The following is a 17,939-nucleotide window of genomic DNA, read 5'->3' as shown; positions in this document are numbered from 1 at the left end:
GGGACCGATGTGGAACTGTGGCAAACTGGCTAACCGATGCGTGATTTGATGTCCTTCCCGGCACATGTCATCCGCGAGAAGGGTGGCAATGTCCTGCCCCTGGCCGCGGTGGGCATGCTTGTCGCCGCTGCGGTGGTGGGCTCGGGCATAGACCTCAGCCGCGCCTACAAGGTAGAGAACAGACTTCAGTCCGCGTGCGACGCGGGCGTGCTCGCCGGTCGTCGCACGGTTACTACCAACGGCTTCGACGCGGCCTCGCAAAGCGCTGCCAAGGCGTTCTTCACCGCGAACTTCGATGACAGTCGTCAGGAGACGCGTTCGACCGACTTCAAGGTTACGGCGGACGAAAAGGCCAATACGGTTACAGGCACGGCCACGACCGTTCTCGACACCCTGATCATGCGCCTGTTCGGCTACAATGACTTCACGCTGTCGGTCACCTGCGGTTCGTCGATGGGCGTGGGCAATGCCGACATCATGATGGTGCTCGACACGACCGGCTCGATGAACAACTCGCTGTCGTATTCGCAGACCCGCATCATGGCGCTGCGCGATGCGATGAAGAACTTCTACGATACGCTAGCCAATGCGACGTCAGGCACCAACGCGCGCATTCGCTACGGTTTCGTGCCCTATTCCTCGAGCGTCAACGTCGGTCGACTGCTCTATGATGAAGATCCGAGCTATATCGCAGATGCGCGTACCTACCAGTCGCGACAGGCCTATTTCATAGATTATTCAACGGCAACGAAGACATCGGGTACGCCGACCTACAAGAACGAGTCGTCGACCTATTGGGATAAATACAGCAACACCGGCTACAACAGCAGCGATTGCGGTAACCAGGTTCCCGGTAATGACGCCAATTATTCGGACTATGGTTCCGCGACGACAACCATGACTACGTCCGGAAGCGGTTCGAGTTCTGCTGTAATCAAGACGACGACGCAGCCTCAGAGGAAGGCCGCTTATCAGTGCGACAGGCAAGGATGGAACGGTAAGTACTATATCTGGGTATATTATTACACCCGGGATAAGGTGACTTCCGATACATATACGAATTATACGTTGGTGAATTCTCCCGGCGCAAACCGTGATTTCTACACTTGGGAATACAAGCCGGTTTCTTATTCCACGAGTCAGTATAAGGCCTTTTCTCCGGTTACGACTTACACGGGGGAAAATGGCGCAGCTGTTTCCTCTACTTGGGCAGGCTGCATCGAGGAACGAACGACAACTGCCTCTTCGAGCTTCAGCTATTCCTCGTCGAACGGCTACTCGCCTTCGGGCGCAATGGATATCGATATCGATACGGCGCCGACAGCGACGGAATCGACGAAGTGGTCGCCGCTATGGCCGGAAGTGGCGTACAGGCGCTGGAACAGCTCCGGGTATTACACGACCTCGACTTCGGATCGGGGAGGCTCTGCCTCATCCTATTGTCCTGCCAAGGCGCAGTTGCTGACTGAAATGTCGGAAAGCGCGTTCGACAGCTATGCCAACTCGCTTGCGGCGCAAGGCAGCACTTACCTTGACATCGGCATGATCTGGGGCGGACGGATGCTGTCGCCTGACGGCATATTCGGGAACACCGTCAATATCGAACCCAACAATGGCGGCGAGGTTTCGCGCCATATCGTGTTCATGACCGACGGCGTGATGGAGCCCAATTACCTGATCCAGCAGGCCTGGGGCATCGAATATTGGGACCGCAGGGTTACGAGCGATGGCTACACCGACGATACGGCCCGACACACCTCCCGCTTCCTCGCCGTTTGCAACGCGATCAAGGACAAGGGTATCCGCATCTGGGTTGTGGCCTTCACTTCCGGTCTCTCGACCGATCTCAAGACCTGCGCATCGGACAACAGTTCCTTCACTGCGAACAGTTCGGCCGAACTCAACACCGCTTTCCAGGAAATCGCCAAGCAGGTCGGCGAATTGAGGATCACGCAATGATCGCGCGCCGTTCGTCTGTCGCCCTGCTGCGTCGCTGCCGCGATGAGCGCGATGGTGTGACCGCGGTGGAATTCGCCTTGGCGTCGCCGGTTCTGATCATGCTGCTGGTCGGGATCTGGGACATCGGCCACATGGCCTACCTGTCCGCGGTGATGCACGGTGCGGTGCAGCAAGTGGCGCGCAAGGGTACTATCGAGGGCGCGGACACGTCGGCTGACGACGACTACGTGAAAAAGATGGTGTCCGGCGTTGCGCCCGGGGCAAGGGTCACGACAAGTCGCACCAGCTATTACGATTTTGCCGACATCAGCCGTCCGGAATCGTGGAACGATGCCAACGGCAACGGCGTCTGCGACAACTCAGAAACCTATGTCGATGAAAACCGCAACGGCCAGTGGGACGCGGACATCGGGAAGGACGGCAACGGCGGTTCGGGCGACGTCGTGCTATACACGGTGAAGGTCACGTACGAGCCGGTGTTCCCGCTGCCATTCCTCGACAGCATCGACAATACGCGCACGCTTTCGGCGGCCGCGGTCAAGAAGAACCAGCCCTACGCCCTGCAGGAGCGGTACGGCTCATCGGCGAGGACCTGCACATGATGCGCCGCGCCATCAAAGCGGGACGGCTCGCTCGCCTCGGACGGGATCGCCGCGGCGTCTCGATCCTCGAATTCGCGCTGATTCTGCCGATCCTGATCACGCTGGGCTTCTTCGGTACCGAAATGGCCTATATGGCTACGATCAACATGCAGGTTTCGCAGATCGCTACCTCGGTGGCCGACAATGCCTCGCGCCTTGGCCAGACGGACAACAGCTCGGTAACGCCGACGGTGACGGAGGATCAGATCTCCTCGGTCATCAAGGGCGCGCTGGTCGAAGGCAACGCCTTCGATTTCGAGAAAAACGGCCGCATCATCCTCTCCAGCCTGGAGAAGAACAGCTCTACCGGGGGGCAATACATCCACTGGCAGCGCTGCAGCGGGAACCTTGTGAAGAACTCCGCTTACGGCAAGCAGGGGGATTCGGTGACGGCCATGGGGACTTCGGGGCACACTGTCACGGCACCCAGCGGATCGGCGGTGATGTATGCCGAGGTCTATTACCGGTATCAGCCCCTGTTCGGCACGATGTTCACTTCGAACACCCAGTTCCATCAGGAAGCGGCCTACGTGGTCAGGGACGATCGCAACCTGACGCCGGGCGTCACCGGGACCAGCGGCACCAACAGCTGCAGCTAGGCTTCCTGGCCGATCCGCAGCGCTCCGGCAGCGGCGATCAGCAGCGTTGCGGCGGCGAAGGCCATTGTCCAGATCGGCTCGCCCGGGAAGAAGGCCTTCATGATCGAGCCCATGACGGTGGCCACGAGCAACTGCGGCAGCACCACGAAGACGTTGAACAGGCCCATGAAGATGCCCAGCTTCGCCTGCGGCAGGCTGCTGGCCAGGATTGCATACGGCATTGCGAGGATCGAGGCCCAGGCAATGCCGATACCGATTTCGCACAGGACCAGCGTGTCGGGATCGCGCAGCAACATGAAGCCCGCAAACCCGGCAGCGCCAGCCGTCAGACACAGGGCATGGGTGCGTGCCTTGCCGATACGACTTGCGAGCGCCGGCAGGATGAGCAGGGCGGCCAGCGCCGCCCCGCCGTTATAGACAGAGAACAGCACGCCGACCCAGTTGCCGGCCTCCTGATAGGCTGCGCTCGCGGGATCGGCAGATCCGAAATGGTACTGGGCGACCACCGGCGTCGTGTTGATCCACATGATGAACAGCGCCGACCAACTGAAGAACTGCACCAGTGCGAGGCGCTTCATGATCGGCGGCATGCCGGAGAAATCGCCGACGATCCCTGCCAGCATGGAAGCGGAGCGACCGGCACGCGCCAGGCGGATCGCGAGGATAACCGCAGCGCCGTAGGCTGCCAACAGGGCGGCGAGCAGGTAGACTTCCTTCTCCAGCCCCCAGGCGCGCACGGCCAGTGCGACGAGCGCACCCGCGGCGATCCAGACGAGGCCGCCGAACGGGCTGCGCGTGGCCAGGGCTGCGGACGATGCCGCGGATTCGGTCTCCTGCGCTTCGGCAAAGGCGATCTGCTCCTCCGGGGAATATTCGCGCGTGCTGAGGACCGTCCACAGCACGGCGGCCAGCAGTGCCGCGCCGCCGGCCCAGAAACTGAAGCGCACGGTGTCGGGGATTCCGCCATCGGGCGCGATATTCGAAACGCCGATGTGATCGAGTACGTAGGGAAACAACGATCCCACGACCGCGCCTGCGCCGATGAAGGCGGTCTGCACTGCATAACCGGCAGTATGCTGGTCCTTGCGCAGCATGTCGCCGACGAAGGCCCGGAAAGGCTCCATCGAGATGTTGAGACTGGCATCGAGCATCCACAGCAGCATCGCCGCCATCAGCAGGCCGCCGCTCTCCGGCATGAGCAGGAGAGCGATGGTCGCCAGGATCGCTCCGGCGAGGAAGTAAGGACGGCGACGGCCGAAACGGCCCAGCCAGGTGCGGTCGGACATGTGCCCGACGATCGGCTGGACCAGAAGGCCGGTGAGCGGTGCCGCCACCCACAATGCGGGCAGGTCGTCGATGCTGGAGCCCAGAGACTGGAATACCCGGCTCATGTTCGCGTTCTGGAGGGCGAAGCCGATCTGGATGCCGAAGAAGCCGAAGCTGATGTTCCACAGTCCGGCGAATCCCAGCCGGGGCTTCTCGTTCACGGCAGGCATGTCTCCCTGCACGGGCATCTCCATGGCATCATCCCCAAAGATCAGCGCGGAATGTATCGCCCCGAAGGCGTGTCCGCGTCTCAAGAGCCATCGCGTGGCATGAGGCAGGGCGCTCGGCAACATGCATACGAATGCCTATTGTGCACGGCGTCTATGCACAAGGTGCAGGAAGGACGGAGCTGGAGGCTCACCCGGTCGTGCTCTTGCGCGGAATCAGGCGGGTGCCGATCTGGCTGGGCGGGAGCGGGCCGTCTTCGATCTGGGCCACCAATGTATCGACCAGCAGTTCCCCTGCGCTGCGCAGGTCCTGCATGACCGTGGTCAGTGGAGGATTGGTCATGCTCGCTGCCGGCAGATCGTCGAAGCCCATCACCGCGACATCTTCGGGAACCGAACGGCCCGCTGCTGCCAGAGCCTTCATCGCGCCGACTGCGATGAGATCGCTGGCGGCGAAGACGGCATCGAAGGGCACGCCGCTTTCGATGACCGAGGCCATGGCCTTGCCGCCCAGCTCCTCGTGGCTGATGACATTGCGCCTGAGCGCAGGGTCAGGCGCGATCCCGGCCCCTTCGAGCGCCAGGCACAGTCCCCGGTAGCGATCGGCGAATTCGGGATAATGCTCGTCCGCCTGTCCGAGAAAGGCGATCTGGCGTCGGCCTAGGCCCAGCAGGTGTTCGCCCGCGAGCTTGCCCGCCCCGATATTGTCGGATCCCACGGTTGCGCCGATGTTGTCTTCGCCCACCGAGCCCCAGCGCACGAAGTGCGTGCCCTGTCCGACAAGTTGCTTCAGCCGGCTTTCGTAGAGGGTGTAGTCGCCATAGCCCAGCAGGATCAGCCCGTCGGCGCGGTGGCTGTCCTGATAACGCACGTGCCAGTCGTCCTCCATCTTCTGGAACGAGATGAGCAGGTCGAGGCCGCGATGGGCGCACTGGCGCGTGATCGAACCGAGCATCGAGAGGAAGAAGGGGTTGATCTTCGAATCGTCTGGGGTCTGCTCCTCGAAGAAAAGCAGGGCAATGGTATTGGAGCGCTGGGTGCGCAGCGAGGATGCGTTCTTGTCGACCGAGTAATTGAGCTCTCGTGCGATTTCCTCGATCCGTGCCCGCGTGGCGGCGCTGACGGACTTGCTGCCCCGAAGCGCGCGGCTGACCGTCGGCTGGGACACCCCGGCGCGATAGGCGATGTCGAAACTCGTCGGTCTGTTGCTCGGCTTGCGACCCATTCCGTTCCTCTCCCTCGCTACGCTGCCAAAATTTCAACCTTGCGGAATTTGCGTAGACCAAGCTTGTGCAATCGAATGCAATTCTGCTGGTCCGGCATGTTGCATTGATGCAACTCAGTGAGCCCATGCCGCACCTTCGCATACGTATGCCATATTATGCGTATCGGAAACGACACTTATGCAAGGGGGATCGAGAGAGTCGCGGTTGCAAACGCCGGGCCTCGTCGAAGCAGTTGCCGGTCGCCATTTTCCGGGTCCCGGCTGGTACGTTTAGGAGAGGACGAGAATGTCGCTTCGCAAAGAGATTTCGGCTGCCCGGACCACGTCCGGCATGGCCATCGCCATCGCGCTTGTTGCCGGCATTCCCGCTGCAGCGCAGGGGCAGGATACCGCCGCTGCCGATGATGCGGACACAGCCAACCAGGTCATTATCGTCACCGGTTTCCGCGCCAGCCTCGAGAATGCCATCAACGAGAAGAAGCAGGCCCAGCAGATCGTTGAGTCTGTCTCGGCCGAAGACATCGGCAAGCTGCCCGATGCCTCGATCGCGGAGTCGATCGCCCGCCTGCCGGGCCTGACCTCGCAGCGCGTTTCCGGCCGTTCGAATGCCATCGCCATTCGCGGCTTTGCGCCCGACTTCTCGACCACGTTGCTCAACGGACGCGAGCAGACCTCGACCGGCGACAACCGCGCTGTCGAGTACGACCAGTATCCCTCCGAGGTGATCAGCCAGGTCAACGTCTACAAGACGCCGATGGCGAGTCTTGTCGGGCAGGGCCTTTCGGGCACGGTCGACATGCGCACGATCCGTCCGCTCGAAGCCGGCAAGCGCGTCGTCTCGTTCGGTGCGCGCGGCTCCTATACCGACCTCGGCAAGCTCAACACCGGTTCCGACGATATGGGTTACCGCGTCAACGGCATGTACGTTGACAAGTTCGCCAACGACACGATCGGCGTGGCGCTGGGCGCCAGCTACACCGACGAACCCTATCAGATCGAGGAATTCAACGCCTGGGGCTATGCCGACACGCCTGACGGCAACAAGGTGATCGGCGGGTCGAAGTCGTACAACACGTCGACCAAGCTCAAGCGCCTTGGCCTCAACGGCACGCTGCAGTGGCGTCCGGATCCGCGCTTCACCTCGACCATCGATGCGTTCTATTCGAACTTCAAGGACGACCAGATCAAGCGCGGCATCGAGCTTCCGCTCTACTGGGGCAATGCCACGCTGAACCCCGGCTATACCGTTGAGGACGGCCTGATTACCTCGGGCAGCTTCGACGACGTCAAGGGCGTGCTGCGCAACGACGTTTTCCAGCGCCACGCCAAGCTCTATTCGTTCGGCTGGAACAACAAGTGGGAAGGCGATGACGGCTGGGATGCCATGTTCGACGCCAGCTACTCCAAGACCGACCGCAACGAGCTTTCGATCGAGAGCTACTCGGGCACGGGTCGCGGCTCGCTCGGCGCCACCGACACCATCGGGTTCAGCAGCAAGTCGAGCGGCACGGGCTTTACCCACGGTCTCGATTACGGCGATTACGACCTGATCCAGTTGACCTCGCCGCAGGGCTGGGGCGGCACCCAGATCGCGCAGGACGGCACCCGCATCCTTGGCGGACAGGACGGTTACTACAACAACCGCATCGTCAAGGACGAACTCTGGCAGTTCCGCGTCGAAGTGCAGAAGCACATCGAGAACGGCTGGCTGGACTCGATCCGCACGGGTCTGAATTACAACAACCGCACCAAGTCTCTGGTGCCCGAGGAGTACTTCCTTGGCCTTGCCGCCAACACCGACGGATTGACCAGCGTCCCCGTGCCCGAGGCTTATCGTCTCGGCACCACGGACCTGAAGTACCTCGGCCTGGGCCCGGTGATCAGCTACAACCCGATCGACCTGATCAACGATGGCATCTACAACCTCGTCGCGAACCCGTATGGCGACGTCGTGGTCAAGAGCTACTCGATCCGCGAGCGGATCATGACCGGCTACGTACAGGCCAACTTCGATGCGGATATCGGTTCGGCCAACCTGACCGGCAACATCGGCGTCCAGGCCAACTGGACCGACCAGAATTCGAAGGGTGCGACTGCGGTCCTGCTCGGCACCAATCCCAACGGTTCGCCCAACGTCGGTTCGCTCGTGCGAAACGAGAGTACCGACTATCTCGACGTGCTGCCGAGCCTCAACCTTTCGCTGCGCTTCCCGAGCGATTTCGTGGTCCGCTTCGCCGCATCGCGCGAGATCATTCGTCCGCGCCTCGACGACATGCGCGCCTCGCTCAGCACGAGCTACACGATCACCGGCGACGTTGCGCAGGTAACCGGCGAATCCGGCAATCCTGACCTGCGTCCGTGGCGTGCCAATGCCCTCGACCTGACGTTCGAGAAGTACTTCGGCGGCAAGGGCTACATCTCGGCGCAGTTCTACTGGAAAGACCTCAAGAGCTACGTCTACAAGCAGGACATCACGATCCCGACCAGTCTGCTGGCGCTTGCCGATCCGGGCGATGGCGTGTCGCTTTCGCCGACCGCGCAAATCCTGGTTCCGATCAACGGGCAGGGCGGCAAGCTCTACGGCGTGGAAGTGGCAACGACGCTGCCGTTCGACACGTTCGTGCCGGCGCTTGAAGGCTTCGGTGTGACCGGCAGCGTTGCCTATACCAAGACGAAGATCCAGCCCGAACCGGGCGCGCCGTCCAGCGACCTTCCGGGTTATTCGAAGTGGGTCGCCAACGGCACCGCCTACTTCGAGAAGGGCGGCTTCAACCTGCGCGGCTCGGTCCGGTACCGCTCGACATTCATCGGCGAGGTTTCCGGCTTCGCGGCCAACCGCGTGCGGCGCCGCGCGGCATCGGAACTCATCGTCGACGGCCAGATCGGTTATGATTTCCGGGAAGGCAGCGCGCTCGAAGGTCTCTCGCTCTACCTGCAGGGCCAGAACCTGACCGACGAACCCTTCATCACCACCAACCCCGGAGGCGATTCGCGCCAGATCATCGACTACCAGCGCTACGGTCGTCGTTTCCTGGCCGGCTTCTCCTACAAGTTCTGACGAATGCCCCGGCCCGGGCACGATGCCGGGCCGGACCAGACAAATCGGCGCCGGGAATCCCTCCTCCTCCAGCTCTCGGCGCCGGGCGGCGGAACCGCAATTTGGGACACAGTTTTGCGGTTCCGCCGCTCCCTGCACAGGGGATAAGAGGAGGCAGTGCCGGTGGAGCGCGCCGGGCCGAACCAGACGGGAGAGCAACAGGCGTGACCCAGAACCGCTTCAGCATCGTCATCGTCGGAGGCGGAACGGCCGGCTGGATGAGCGCCGCGGCGCTCGCCCGCTTCGCTCCTCCCGGATATGCCGTGACGCTCGTGGAAAGCGAAGCGATCGGCACTGTCGGCGTCGGTGAGGCAACGATCCCGGCAATCCGCCTGTTCAACAAGGCTCTGGGCATCGACGAGGCGCAGTTCCTGCGTGAGACATCGGCTTCCTACAAGCTGGGCATCGCCTTCGACGGCTGGCTGCGCGAAGGGCACAGCTACATGCACGCTTTCGGAACGGTGGGCCGTCACCTCGGCCTGCTGCCCTTCCGCCACTACTGGGCGCGTGCAAGGGCTTCGGGCGTTGCCAGGCCGTTGGCGCACTACGCCGCCAACGAACTGGCCGCGCGCACGGGGCGCATGGCGACCGGAATTTCCGGTCCCGGCATTCCCGAACTGCCCTGGGCCTATCATTTCGACGCCGGTCTCTACGCCGCTTTCCTGCGCCGCCTCGCCGAAGGCATGGGCGTCGTCCGACACGAAGGACGCGTCGCGCGGGTCATCCGGAATGATGCAGGCGATATCGCTGCGGTGGAAACCGACGCCGGGCAGGCGCTTGCAGCCGATTTCTTCATCGATTGTTCGGGCTTCACGGGCTTGCTCATCGAAAAGGAACTGCAGACCGGTTACGAGGACTGGCGCCATTGGCTGCCCTGCGACCGCGCGGTCGCTGCACCTTGCGAGGCGGCGGGACCTTTCACCCCATATACCCGTTCGATTGCCCGCAGCGCCGGTTGGCAGTGGCGCATTCCGCTGCAGCATCGCATCGGCAACGGTCTTGTCTATTGCAGCGAGTACTTGAGCGACGACGCCGCAACCGGGTTGCTGCTGTCGCATCTCGAAGCGCCTGCGCAGGCGGAGCCACGCGCGCTGCGTTTCACGACGGGTCGGCGCGCCAAGGCGTGGAACCGCAACGTCCTGGCCGTCGGCCTGGCGAGCGGGTTCATGGAACCGCTGGAGTCGACCTCGATCCACCTGATCCAGTCCACGATCATGCGGTTCCTGACCGTCTTGCCCTCGGGCCCCGCGAGCCCGGCCATCGTCAATGAGTTCAATCGCCGGACCGCCGAGGAATTCGAGCGTATCCGCGATTTCCTGATCCTGCATTACAGGGCCAATGCCCGCGTTGGCGAACCGTTCTGGGATCGCTGCCGCGACATGGCCGTGCCGGACACGCTGGCCGCCCGCATCGCCGAATTCGAGGAAGCCTGCCAGATCCAACCTGCCGGTGACGAGCTCTTCCAGGAACCGGCCTGGCTGCAGGTCATGGCAGGGCAGGGGATCGAACCGAAAGGCTGGAACCCCATCGCCGATGCCCTGAGCGACGACGATCTCTCAGGCTTCCTCGGCGCCATCGAGCAGGCCTGTATCGAGACGGTGCGTCCGATGCCGCGCCACATGGACTTTCTGGCGGCAACTTGCGCCGCGGCTCCGTCCAGATCCCCCGAATTGGAGACACTTCGTTGAGCAGATTGACCGCTTCGCTGGCCGCAATGGCCGTATGCCTGTTCGCACAGCAAGTCCCTGTCGCAGCGGCGGCGGACAGCGATTTCCGTTCGCGCAAGCCCGAGCAGGAAGTGATCTACTTCGTTCTGCCCGATCGGTTCGAGAACGGAGATACGTCGAACGACAAGGGCGGGTTGAAGGGCGACAAGTTCTCGACCGGTTTCGATCCGGCGGACAAGGCGTTCTACCATGGCGGTGACCTCAAGGGGTTGATGCAGCGCCTCGACTATATCCAGGGCCTTGGCGCGACTGCGATCTGGGTCGGCCCGATCTTCAAGAACAAGCCGGTGCAGGGACCGGAAGGGAACAAGAGCGCCGGCTATCACGGCTACTGGATAACCGACTTCACGCAGGTCGATCCGCACTTCGGCACCAATGCCGATTTCAAGGCCCTCGTCGATGCGGCCCATGCGCGCGGGATGAAGGTCTACATGGACATCATCGCCAACCACACCGCCGACGTCATCCAGTACCGAGAAGGCGAGGAGGGCAACTATGCCTATCGCAGCAAGGCGGACTATCCCTATTCGACCCATGGTGACGCCCGGGGCAAGGCGATCAATCCGGGCTTTGCCGGTGACGAGGTGGCGACGCCGGAGAACTGGGCGAAGCTGACCGATCCGTCCTTTGCCTACACGCCTTTCGTGCCCAAGGCCGAGAAAAGCGTGAAGGTTCCCGGCTGGCTCAACGATCCGATCTACTACCACAATCGCGGCGATACGAACTGGAAGGGCGAATCCGCGCAGTTCGGTGACTTCGTCGGGCTCGACGATCTCGCGACCGAGAACCCGCGCGTGGTCGAGGGCATGATCGCGATCTACGGCGACTGGATCGACCGTTTTGGCATCGACGGTTTCCGCATCGACACGGCCAAGCACGTCAATCCGGAATTCTGGCGCGATTTCGTCCCCGCCATGCTCACTCGCGCGAAGCAGAAGGGCATCCCCAATTTCCATATCTTCGGCGAAGTGGCGACCGGGGACTACGATCCCGCTCTGCTCGCAAGCTGGACACGCAATGCCGGGCTGCCTGCGGTGCTGGACTTCGCCTTCATGCACGCGGTGATCGATGCGGTGGAAGGGAAGGCCGGGACGCAGGAACTGGCGCGGCTGGACGAGGACGATGCGCTTTACGCAGCGGGCAAGCGGGCGGCTCTGCAACTGCCCACGTTCCTGGGCAATCACGATGCCGGGCGGTTTGCGTACTTCATCAAGCAGGCCAATCCCGGGATTTCGCCGGAGGAACTCCTGGCGCGCGTCGAACTTGGCCATGCCATGCTGCTGACGCTGCGCGGCGTGCCGACGATCTACTATGGCGACGAGCAGGGGTTCGTGGGCGAGGGCGGCGACCAGCTGTCACGGCAGGACATGTTCCCCTCGCGCACCGCGATCTACAATGCGGACGGCCTCGTGGGCACCGACAGCACGAGCGCTGCCTCGAACTTCGACGAGAGCCATCCGCTCTACAGGTTCATCGCGCAGCTCTCGGCGCTGCGGGTGAGGACGCCTGCCTTGACCTCCGGCACCACCAGGCTGCGCGCCACAACCGAGAACCCCGGCCTCTTTGCCGTGTCGCGCTTCGATCCCGATAGCGGGAGGGAAGTCCTGCTGGTCTTCAATACCTCTACCGAGGCGGTGACCGCGCAAGTCTCCGTCGAGGCGAAGTCGCTGAAGTTCACAACTTTGGCCGGGGCGGGATGCCCGTCGGCGGCCACGGCGCCGGGCAGCGCCGCTGTTTCCCTACCATCGCTGGGTTTTGCCGTCTGCGCAGCTGACGATTGAGCCCTGACCCCTGTGCAACTCTTCCTCCCCCCAGGACACCGATGACAAACGATATCATTCCATCCGCCCCCGCTGCGATCGGCCAGGCGGAGTGGTGGCGCGGTGCTGCCATCTATCAGATCTATCCGCGCAGCTTCGTCGATTCCAACGGCGATGGCGTGGGAGACCTGCCGGGGATCACCTCGCGGCTCGACTATGTGGCTTCGCTTGGCGTCGAGGCGATCTGGGTTTCGCCGTTCTACGCCTCGCCGATGGCCGACTTCGGCTACGACATTTCGGACTATCGCGCGGTGGACCCGATCTTCGGCACGCTGGCCGATTTCGACGACCTCGTCGCCCGCGCGTCCGAGCTTGGGCTGAAGGTCATCGTCGACCAGGTCTATGCCCATACCTCGGACAAGCACGCGTGGTTCGAACAGAGCCGGGCGAGTCGGGACAATCCCTTTGCCGACTGGTATGTGTGGGCGGATCCCAAGCCCGACGGCTCACCGCCCAACAACTGGCAATCGGTCTTCGGCGGTCCCTCGTGGTGCTGGGACGCGCGTCGCTGCCAGTATTACTTGCACAATTTCCTGCCGCAGCAACCGCAGCTCAACGTCCACAATCCCAAGGTGCAGGACGCGCTGCTCGATGTCGCGCGGTTCTGGCTCGACCGCGGTGTTTGCGGCTTTCGCATCGATGCGCTCAACTTCACGATGCATGATCCCCTGCTGCGCGACAACCCGCCCGCGCCCGAGGAGGGCAAGATACGCACCCGTTCGTTCGACTACCAGCTGCAGACCTACAACCAGTCTCATGCCGACATCCCGCAGTTCATCGAGAAGCTGCAGGCGCTGATCGCCAGCTATCCCGGCACGTTCTCGCTCGCCGAAGTCGGCGGTCGTAACGCCGTGCGCGAGATGCAGGAATTCACGCGGGGTACGAAACGTCTCGACAGCGCCTACGGGTTCGATTTCCTCTACGCCGACGCGCTCTCGCCCGCGCTCGTCAAAAGCGCCCTCGAAAGCTGGTCCGAGGAACAGGGCGCCGGCTGGCCGAGCTGGGCCTTCGAAAACCACGATGCCCCGCGCGCCCTTTCACGCTGGTGCAAGCCGGAGGATCGAGCGCCGTTCGCACGGATGAAGGCGATGCTGCTGGCTTCGCTGCGCGGTAATCCGATCGTCTATCAGGGCGAGGAACTCGGCCTGCTGCAGGTCGATGTGCCTTTTGAAATGCTGCAGGATCCCGAAGCCATCGCCAACTGGCCGCTGACCCTTTCACGCGATGGCGTACGTACGCCGATGCCGTGGCGGGGGAATGATGCCGCTGGCGGTTTTTCCAGCGCGGAGCCTTGGCTTCCCGTGGGCGAAGAGAACCTGGATCGCGCGCTGGACCGGCAACAGGATGATCCGCACTCGCTGCTCAACCTGACCCGCCACCTGATCGGCGTGCGGCGAGGCAATGCGCCCTTGCGGCGCGGCGCCTGCGAGGTCTTGCTGGCCGACGAAACGCGCCTTGTGCTGCGCCGCGAGTGCGAAGGCCAGAGCGTGTTGGCGCTGTTCAACATGAGTTCCAAGCCCGCCCATTGGCCGATCGATATCCCGACGCAGGCTGCGGTGCTTGCCGCCGTCAATGGAGCGGAGGCCGGCAGCTTGCCCGCCTGGGGCGCGCTCTGGATCAACTGAGGAAAACCAAGCATGAAACCGACACGTATTCTCGCTGCGGCGGGGCTTTGTCTCGCCGCGCTTTGTGCAAACCCTGGCTGGGCGCAGGATGTTCGGCCGAGCGTCACTGCGGCTTCGCCGGATGGCTCGCTGGTGCTCTCGGTCACGACTGACAACGATGCGCGCCCGACATGGTCGCTCTCGCGCAAGGGCAAGCTGCTGATCGCGCCGAGCAAGCTGGGGTTCCTCCTGACCGACGGCCTGAACATGGTGCGCGGCTTTTCCATCGCCGGCAGCGAGAAGGCCGCGGCCGACGATACATGGGAGCAGCCCTGGGGCGAGCGCCGCTTCGTGAGCGATCACTACAACGAGGTCGTGGTGCGCTTCCAGCAGTCGCAGGTGCAGGGCGCGCGGCGGATGAACGTGCGCTTCCGGCTTTTCGATAACGGCATCGGTTTCCGCTACGAACTGCCCGAACAGCCTGCGCTCAAGACGATGCGCATTGCCGAGGAAACGACCGAGTTCGACATCGTCCCAGTGGGTAAGACCTGGTGGATACCGGGCGGCGAATGGAACCGTTACGAGCAGGTCTACCGGGAGACGCCGATTGACGCGGTTTCCACCGCGCATACCCCGATCACCATGCGGCTGGAGGACGGCACGCACCTCTCGTTCCACGAAGCGGCGCTGGTCGACTATGCCGGTTACTGGTTCAAGCGCGCAAGCGGCCAGCTTTTTCGCACCGAGCTGGCGCCCGGATCGGACAGCGCGAAAGTCGTGCGCGACCTGCCTTTCGCAACGCCCTGGCGCACAGTCCGCATTGCCAACGATGCTGCCGGGCTGGTTGAAAACGACCTCGAACTCAACCTCAACGAGCCCGACAAGCTGGGCGATGTCAGCTGGTTCAAGCCGGCTCGCTACATCGGCATCTGGTGGGGCATGATCCGCGGCGACTGGACCTGGGCGGAAGGTCCGCGCCACGGCGCCACGACGAAACGGGCGAAGCAGTACATCGACTATGCTGCGCAGCATGGCTTTCGCGGCGTGCTCGTCGAAGGCTGGAACATGGGCTGGAACGGCGACTGGTTCGGCCATGGCGACGCGTTCAGCTTTACCCAGCCCACGCCCGATTTCGATCTCAAGGGGCTGACCGCCTATGCCGCGAAGAAAGGCGTGCATCTGATCGGCCATCACGAGACCGGCGGCAACATCGCCAATTACGAGCCGCAGCTCGACGATGCCATGGCTCTTTATGGCAAGCTGGGCGTCGACGTGGTCAAGACCGGCTACGTCGCCGATGCCGGCGGGATCATCGCCCCCGGAGACAAGCCCGGCGAGACGAAGATGGTCTGGCACGACGGCCAGCGCATGGTGAACCACTATCTCGATGTTGTGAAAGATGCGGCCCGGCATCACATCGCGGTCAATACGCATGAACCGGTCAAGGATACCGGCCTGCGCCGGACATATCCCAACTGGGTTTCTCGCGAGGGCGCGCGCGGCATGGAGTACAATGCCTGGAACGCGTTCGCCAACGGGCCGGACCATGAGCCGACGCTCGTCTATACGCGCATGCTCTCCGGCCCGATGGACTACACCCCCGGCGTGCTGAGCCTGGAAGGCGCGCAGCATACCCCCTTGGCCTCGACGCTGGCCAAGCAGCTCGGGCTCTATCTTGCACTCTATTCGCCGATCCAGATGGCGGCCGATTTCGTCGAGAACCTGAAGGCGCATCCGCGCGAGATGGAATTCATCGAGCATGTCCCGACCGACTGGGCCGAAAGCCACCTGATCGCAGGCGAGGTGGGAGACTATGCGATCTTCGCCCGCAAGGACCGCAATGGCCCGGAATGGTTCGTGGGCGGGGTGAACGATGCCACGGCGCGAACGGTGACGCTAAATTTCGATTTCCTCGATGAAGGCAAGACCTACGAGGCGAAGATCTGGAAGGACGGCGAGGGCGCGACCTACCTCACCGAGGCCCGCCACCGCATCGCCTACGACACCAGGATGGTGCGCAAGGGCGACAAGATCGACATCTGGCTTGCCCCGGGCGGCGGCGCGGCAATGCGCTTCATCCCGCAGGACTGACGAGACTGCGATAGCGAGAAAAGCACCAACGGGGACGCAAGGCACCGCCTTGCGTCCCCGCAATGCGCGGCGGCCGCAAAAGTTCCTGGTGTTCGGATCGGAAGATCGAGTTGGTCGGGGAGACAGGAAGGGGCGCATCGCGTAGCAGGACGGCTACTAACCAATTAAGATGCCTAGGACTAACGGTTTTCTGCGGTTTCGAATCGTGGCATGTCACGCGCCTATGCTACGTTTCATCCTCTTTGGGCGGTCGCAATGAGCCGCATGACTTTTCTCCATAAGCGACGCGGTTCGCAAAATTTCTATGCTCGTATGATGGTGCCGGAGCAGGCACGCCCGATTATCGGGAAGCGCGAGTTCATCAAGTCTCTTGGCACAAGTGATCGACGCGAGGCCGAAGCTTTGGCGTTGCCCATCGTGGCAGGTTGGAAAGCCCAAGTTCTGGCCTGCAAGAGTCAACCTGCCAACGACATGGAAGACAGTGCTGGCCTACTGGATTATCGCCCTACCATGGCAGAGATTGAAGAAGCTGCCTTGCTCGTAGGCTTTGAAGAAGCCAGCCGGAAGCTCGACGAACTGATAAAGAGCAAGGCTCGGTTGGGTTCGACGGCGTTCGATTCCATGCGGAACAAGTTTGTTGAGCGTTACACTGAAGCTTGTCGCAAGCAGTTGGCAGGCGATGACGGCTTTTGGCTCGATAAGGCACGGTTGTTGGTTCGCCGTCGCGGCTGGAACGTTGTGGAGGATAGTGCCGAATTTACGGCACTGGTGACCCATTTTGCGAAATGTGGAACGGACCTGTTTCGCAGGGCAGTGGAAACAATTGAAAATCCCGGTGCAGAGTTCGTGCCGTCGAGCCACACTCAAAGGCTCATAAAGGATCGTACAGACCGTGCCAGAGAAGGGGAGGGCATCCTTGACCTTTATGACCTCTATGCTTCCCAGAGGCTTTCTGAGGGCAAGAAACGGGCCGATACCCTCAAGCAGGATCGCAAGGCCGTAGAGGGATTTGCGGACTTTGTGGGCAAGGACCGTGGCCTTAGTTCCATCACTGCCGACGAGGTAAGGTCATGGCGCAATGCGATGTCGGCGTTACCTGCCTGTTACAAGAAGCATAAGGTGTTTGCGGGCATGTCCATGCAGGAGGCTGCTGACTATGCCATCAGGACGGGGGCGAAGCGGGTTAGCTTTCTCACCGTCAATAAGAATCTCTCCGCAGTTTCCGCGCTTTGCATATGGGCCAAGCGGGAAGGCTATATTGCTTCAAACCCCTGCGAAGGCCTGCACTACGATGTGGACAAGCGGAAGAATCCGCGTCCGCCATTCGATGCCGGACAGCTTAATCGTATTTTGCAATCGCCCTTGTTCACCGGTTTCGATTCTGACGGAAAAGAGCATTTGTCAGGCAGTTTGCAAACAAGGGACTGGCGTTTCTGGATTCCGCTTGTGTGCCTGTTTACGGGCGCCCGCATCGGTGAGATCGCTCAGCTACATGTTGATGACGTTGAGCGTCAGGACGAACGTTGGTTCATTCATATCCGTAACGATGAGGTGAAGGGGCAGCAGACAAAATCGGGAGTTAGCCGACCTGCTCCGGTTCATTCGATGTTAGAAAGGATCGGGTTCATCAAGTTCGTTGAACGACAGCGTCGAAAGTCCGTTGAGTGAGAACGGCGGTGCAAA

At 62.1% G+C, this 17,939-nt stretch carries 11 protein-coding genes; 9 read left to right on the top strand and 2 right to left on the bottom strand.

The features are described from left to right. The first annotated feature begins 36 nt into the window (after positions 1–36). The 3 genes from SPHV1_RS18190 to SPHV1_RS18180 are packed head-to-tail and all read left to right on the top strand — an operon-like array spanning position 37 to position 3,199. Complete coding sequence (locus SPHV1_RS18190; RefSeq protein WP_054947451.1) at positions 37–1,959, top strand: pilus assembly protein TadG-related protein; 1,923 nt, start codon at positions 37–39, stop codon at positions 1,957–1,959. Then, positions 1,956–2,561, top strand: coding sequence for a TadE/TadG family type IV pilus assembly protein (locus SPHV1_RS18185; protein ID WP_054947450.1), 606 nt, complete (start codon positions 1,956–1,958; stop codon positions 2,559–2,561). The genes SPHV1_RS18190 and SPHV1_RS18185 overlap by 4 nt, the downstream gene beginning before the upstream one ends. Then, positions 2,558–3,199, top strand: coding sequence for a TadE/TadG family type IV pilus assembly protein (locus SPHV1_RS18180; protein ID WP_054947449.1), 642 nt, complete (start codon positions 2,558–2,560; stop codon positions 3,197–3,199). Before SPHV1_RS18185 ends, SPHV1_RS18180 begins: the two co-directional genes overlap by 4 nt. Here the strand turns inward: SPHV1_RS18180 and SPHV1_RS18175 are convergent. Both SPHV1_RS18175 and SPHV1_RS18170 read right to left on the bottom strand, forming a co-directional pair. Further along, positions 3,196–4,719: an MFS transporter gene (locus tag SPHV1_RS18175; RefSeq protein WP_369817949.1), complete on the bottom strand. Its 1,524-nt coding sequence runs from the start codon at positions 4,717–4,719 to the stop codon at positions 3,196–3,198. The genes SPHV1_RS18180 and SPHV1_RS18175 overlap by 4 nt on opposite strands. A 163-nt stretch (positions 4,720–4,882) precedes the next feature. Beyond that, complete coding sequence (locus tag SPHV1_RS18170) at positions 4,883–5,917, bottom strand: LacI family DNA-binding transcriptional regulator (RefSeq protein ID WP_054947448.1); 1,035 nt, start codon at positions 5,915–5,917, stop codon at positions 4,883–4,885. A 331-nt stretch (positions 5,918–6,248) separates the two neighbouring features. Between SPHV1_RS18170 and SPHV1_RS18165 the strand changes: the two genes are divergently transcribed. From SPHV1_RS18165 to SPHV1_RS18140, 6 genes are all read left to right on the top strand, one after another. Beyond that, positions 6,249–8,975, top strand: a complete 2,727-nt coding sequence (locus SPHV1_RS18165; protein WP_054947447.1) for a TonB-dependent receptor — start codon at positions 6,249–6,251, stop codon at positions 8,973–8,975. A 203-nt stretch (positions 8,976–9,178) separates the two neighbouring features. Next, a complete protein-coding gene (locus SPHV1_RS18160) occupies positions 9,179–10,702 on the top strand; it encodes a tryptophan halogenase family protein (protein WP_054947446.1) in 1,524 nt (507 codons plus the stop codon). Between the two features lie 26 nt (positions 10,703–10,728). Next, positions 10,729–12,522 carry an alpha-amylase family glycosyl hydrolase gene (locus tag SPHV1_RS18155; protein ID WP_054947445.1) on the top strand — a complete coding sequence of 598 codons (1,794 nt, stop codon included), beginning with the start codon at positions 10,729–10,731 and terminating at the stop codon, positions 12,520–12,522. 41 nt (positions 12,523–12,563) lie between these two features. After that, positions 12,564–14,186 (top strand): alpha-amylase family glycosyl hydrolase, encoded by a 1,623-nt coding sequence (locus SPHV1_RS18150; RefSeq protein ID WP_054947444.1) that lies wholly within the window; start codon positions 12,564–12,566, stop codon positions 14,184–14,186. A 12-nt stretch (positions 14,187–14,198) separates the two neighbouring features. After that, positions 14,199–16,256 (top strand): glycoside hydrolase family 97 protein, encoded by a 2,058-nt coding sequence (locus SPHV1_RS18145; RefSeq protein WP_054947443.1) that lies wholly within the window; start codon positions 14,199–14,201, stop codon positions 16,254–16,256. 255 nt (positions 16,257–16,511) lie between these two features. Next, the gene (locus SPHV1_RS18140) at positions 16,512–17,924 is read left to right on the top strand and encodes a DUF6538 domain-containing protein (RefSeq protein ID WP_197277744.1); all 1,413 of its coding nucleotides are present in this window, start codon (positions 16,512–16,514) and stop codon (positions 17,922–17,924) included. The last annotated feature ends 15 nt before the right edge of the window (positions 17,925–17,939 follow it).

Source organism: Novosphingobium sp. KN65.2, from assembly GCF_001368935.1.
In the GTDB taxonomy this organism is placed as follows: Bacteria; Pseudomonadota; Alphaproteobacteria; order Sphingomonadales; family Sphingomonadaceae; genus Novosphingobium; species Novosphingobium mathurense.
This window is presented reverse-complemented; position numbering and strand designations above follow the sequence as displayed.

Coding starts and splice junctions, on each gene's coding strand:
- SPHV1_RS18190 (WP_054947451.1), top strand. CDS start 37: ATGCGTGATTTGATGTCCTTCCCGGCACATGTCATCCGCGAGAAGGGT.
- SPHV1_RS18185 (WP_054947450.1), top strand. CDS start 1,956: ATGATCGCGCGCCGTTCGTCTGTCGCCCTGCTGCGTCGCTGCCGCGAT.
- SPHV1_RS18180 (WP_054947449.1), top strand. CDS start 2,558: ATGATGCGCCGCGCCATCAAAGCGGGACGGCTCGCTCGCCTCGGACGG.
- SPHV1_RS18175 (WP_369817949.1), bottom strand. CDS start 4,719: ATGGAGATGCCCGTGCAGGGAGACATGCCTGCCGTGAACGAGAAGCCC.
- SPHV1_RS18170 (WP_054947448.1), bottom strand. CDS start 5,917: ATGGGTCGCAAGCCGAGCAACAGACCGACGAGTTTCGACATCGCCTAT.
- SPHV1_RS18165 (WP_054947447.1), top strand. CDS start 6,249: ATGGCCATCGCCATCGCGCTTGTTGCCGGCATTCCCGCTGCAGCGCAG.
- SPHV1_RS18155 (WP_054947445.1), top strand. CDS start 10,729: ATGGCCGTATGCCTGTTCGCACAGCAAGTCCCTGTCGCAGCGGCGGCG.
- SPHV1_RS18150 (WP_054947444.1), top strand. CDS start 12,564: ATGACAAACGATATCATTCCATCCGCCCCCGCTGCGATCGGCCAGGCG.
- SPHV1_RS18145 (WP_054947443.1), top strand. CDS start 14,199: ATGAAACCGACACGTATTCTCGCTGCGGCGGGGCTTTGTCTCGCCGCG.
- SPHV1_RS18140 (WP_197277744.1), top strand. CDS start 16,512: ATGAGCCGCATGACTTTTCTCCATAAGCGACGCGGTTCGCAAAATTTC.